The organism is uncultured Mailhella sp., assembly GCF_905187505.1.
Taxonomy (GTDB): domain Bacteria; phylum Desulfobacterota; class Desulfovibrionia; order Desulfovibrionales; family Desulfovibrionaceae; genus Mailhella.
Window position 1 is genome coordinate 1 of sequence record NZ_CAJJIC010000172.1, and the last position, 3,790, is coordinate 3,790.

Consider the following 3,790-nt stretch of genomic DNA (forward strand, 5'->3'; position numbering starts at 1 on the left):
CAAAAAGACCGACGACAAAGGCTATCAGCTCTACATCAGCATCGGGCAGACTTTCTGATGAACGAAAAAGAACACGACGACCTGGTGGAAAAGAAAGCAGCCTCTTCCAAGCCATCAGAGCATGAAGAAAAAAAGGAAGGGAAAAAGAAACGCCTGCTGCGCATTGCGGCCTGGGGGCTTTTCGGTGCGCTCGGCATCATGGCTGCATCTGGCGCAGGCGGCCTGATTTTTCTGCGCAGCCCCACAGGGGAAGCCTGGCTTGCCCGCACCGTCAATGAAGCTCTTGCCGAGCTGCCTTCCGGACTGAGCGGGCATGTGGAATCGCTCCACGGCCCGCTTCCTTCGCGCATCACGCTGTCCGGCATAACGCTCAAAGATGATCAGGGGATCTGGCTGGAAGCAGAGACTGCGGAGCTTCGCATGGATTGGACCACGCTTCCCGGCACGCTTACGATAGCGGAACTTTCTCTGGAAAACCCGCATCTTTTGCGTGTACCGCAGACGAAACCTGCCGCCGTGGAAGAATCCGCAGCCGCTCCTCTCTCATCCCGGCAGATAGCTCATGAGATGAAGGAATTTTTCCGGAACTGGCCGGGGTGGCTTCCGTCGTTCAATCTTGAACGGCTGAGCATACGCCGGGCGTCTCTGGCGGAATCCATAACCGGCATCGCCCTTGCGGCCACGCTCGAAGGACGGGCTTCCTTGAATCGTGACGGAGCATACGCTTCTTTCACTTTGAATCGAGACGACCTTGCGTGCATGCCGATATCGGCAAAATCCACGCTTTCCCCCGAGCTGGAAATCTCGCTTCTGGCAGACGGTTCGGATCTCGGCCTTGCCGCGCTGCTTCCCGACGGCTCAGGCAGCAACACTCATGCTTCGTTTCATCTTTCCGTTAAAGGAAATCCAACGCTCACGCGGACGGACCTTGCACTTGCCCTGTGTGAATCAGACACGGAAGAAAGCATATTTTCCGCCTCTGCCCTCGGAGAGTTCGTCATGCTCGACATCAGCGGGGAGGGCCCGTCGGGCTCCGTGTCCCTGCGACTGGAAAGCGGTCCTGCCTCAAAAAGGCTCTGGGCCCTGGCTGGACAGGAAAACGGCAGACTCAGGGCTTCCCTCAGAGCACAGACACTCGGCGGAGAACATATTCGCTCGTGGATGTCCGCGAACTTGGAACTTTCCGACATGACCTGGAAGGATGCCACCCTCTCGGATCTTTTCGGAAGCAACTGTACGCTGAGCGGGGAAGGAAATGTCTCTCTGAACAGCTCTGGAGGAGTGCAGGCCGCAATCAGCGCCCTGACGCTTCAAGCCTCCGGCCTGCGGGCCTTTCTCACCGGCAGCGCGACACTTCCGGAAGGACAGCCCCTTTCTCCCCACAATCATGTGACCCTTCACACGGAATGCGAATTTGACAATACGGGTGCGCTGTCGCCGAAACTTTCCGGCAATGCCCGATTCTCGGGAGATCTTTCCGGGGCGATGACCAACCTGAACACCAGACTGACGCTGAAAAGCGACAAGCTGAACGTTGCGGGAACCACGCTGGAAAAAACAGAGGCGGAAATATCCATTCCCCACGCCGACATTCCCCGCATCATGGAAGAGCTGCCCCGCATTTCATCCGGCCTTCGCCCGGCCACCTCTGAAAAAAAGGCTGAGGGGGCATCTTCTCTGACGACTCCGGCCTCCACGCCGCTCGAAGAAAAAAAAGAAGATTCCCCCCTGCTCACAGGGCTGGTGCGCGCCTCTGTAAAAGTCAACGGCCAGAACGCCGGTCTGGACACGCACTGGAGTGCGGAAGAGCGAACCTTGGAAAAAGGCAGGGCTCTTCACATTGATCTGGAAAAGCTCGACGTTCACGTCGAAGGCAGTTCGCTCAAAGGTCACCTGACGGCGGCTTTTCCTTTTGAGGATTCCCCGGCGGGACCGGGAACCGTGGCCGCCCTTCTCGGAATGATGCCGCCGGCATTGGACGGCGCGCTGGACATTCACGTCCCCCGCTGGACGCCTCTTGCCCGACTGTCCGGTCTGCGTCTTTCCGGCTCCCCTTTCAGCGCTGCTCTCAAGCTTTCCTCCCAGAAGAATCAGAAGCTGCAATGGAAAACCCGCCTCGACAACTTCCACATCCGTACAGTCCAGGGAGAACTCTCCCTTGCCGGCCTCAAAAACGACATTGACATCAAGGACATGTGGGGCATTCCCGACATCAGGGGCGATGCCGGACTGACCAGACTGACGACGCCCTCCTTTGCCCTGTCCCGCATGAGGGCCGAAATCAGCGGCAACAGAAACAGTGTTCAGGGGACGCTGCAAAGTTACGGCGACGTCCGTTGCGACACGCTTATCCGCTGGAAACCGGACGTCTGCACGCTCGACAGACTCGACCTTGAAATAAGCCCTTCCATGCTCGGTCTCTCCGGCAGCGATCCTGCCGGAATACGGCTTGATGCCCCGGCTTACATACGCCGCAAGGGCGACAGATTCTTCCTTTCCAATACGTCACTCACGGCGCTTCCTTCTGGACGCCTTTCTCTCGTCGGTTCCTGGGGGCCAAGGCATCTTGAGATGTCGACAGATGTCTCCCGGCTCGAACTGAAACGTCTCCGTTCCTTTTTCCAGGAGATTCCCGACGGAGAAGTGAACTGTCATGCCGAGGTGTCCGGCACCATGGAAAGGCCTGCCGGCAACTTAAAGCTATACTTGAAAGACATACGACTTCCCGGCTCCACGCTGCCTCCTATTTCCGCCGACGTCACGGGAAGACTCGGCGTATCGGGCAAACGCCGCCAGCTTTCCCTGGAACTGGAACTGCCCGACGAAAGCAGAACAGCCCTCGGCCTCGGCGAATGCGCCGTTCAGATGTCGCTGCCCTTCACGTCGCCGACGCAAGGCATGTCCATGCCCGACCCGCGTGGGACGCTGGCAGGAAACATACGCCTGACAGGAGAACTCGGACAGATATGGAAGCTGCTGCCTCTGGCCGATCAACGTCTATCCGGACAGATCAACCTGACGTCCAGCCTGTCCGGCACGCTGTCCGCTCCAGATCTGACGCTTCATGCGTCCGTCGACAACGGCCGCTTTGCCGATCTTCTTCAGGGCGTGGAGCTGAGGAACATACGCCTGCGGGCCGATGCCGACCGGCTGAACGTGATCAGACGCTCGGGCTCGCCGCTCACTCTTTCCTTCTCTGCCGGAGACGGGCGCAAGGGGACGGTGAACATGGACGGCTGGTTCGACCCTTCCGATCTCCAGCTCTCCGTCTCCGGAAAGATGGACCGGCTCTCTCCTCTGCGCAGACAGGACATAAACATCATGCTTTCCGGCACGTTCGGCGCAGACGGCAGCATGAACGCTCCCCGGGTACGGGCCGACATCACGGTGGACAAGGGACAGATTCAGCTTGCCGACCTTCCCGGGAGCGACATCGTCACCCTTCCCATTGAAGAGCCGGGACAAAACTCCCCCCCTCCTGCCAGTATCCCGGGAGGTTCCATGAACGTGCATGTCCGCATTCCCAACCAGTTCTTCATCCGCGGCTACGGACTCGAGTGCGAATGGAAAGGCGACATCCGGGCTCGCGGGTCGTTTTCCAAGCCCGCCGTCACCGGCAACGTTCAGGCTGTACGCGGGGGACTTGACCTTCTCGGCAAGCACTTCAACCTTGCCGAGGGACGCATCTCATTTGACGGCGGATGGCCGGTCAGCCCCATGCTCAACATCATCATGGAATACACGGCCTCCACTCTCACGGCCGACGTCACCGTGAGCGGACCGGCCACGA

General features: G+C 59.1%; 1 protein-coding gene. It reads left to right on the top strand.

Annotated features, from left to right (window positions below; genetic code table 11):
• Window positions 1-57: 57 nt before the first annotated feature.
• The coding region (locus QZZ60_RS10900) for a translocation/assembly module TamB domain-containing protein (RefSeq protein ID WP_295641324.1) at window positions 58-3,790 on the top strand (3,733 nt) is incomplete at its 3' end.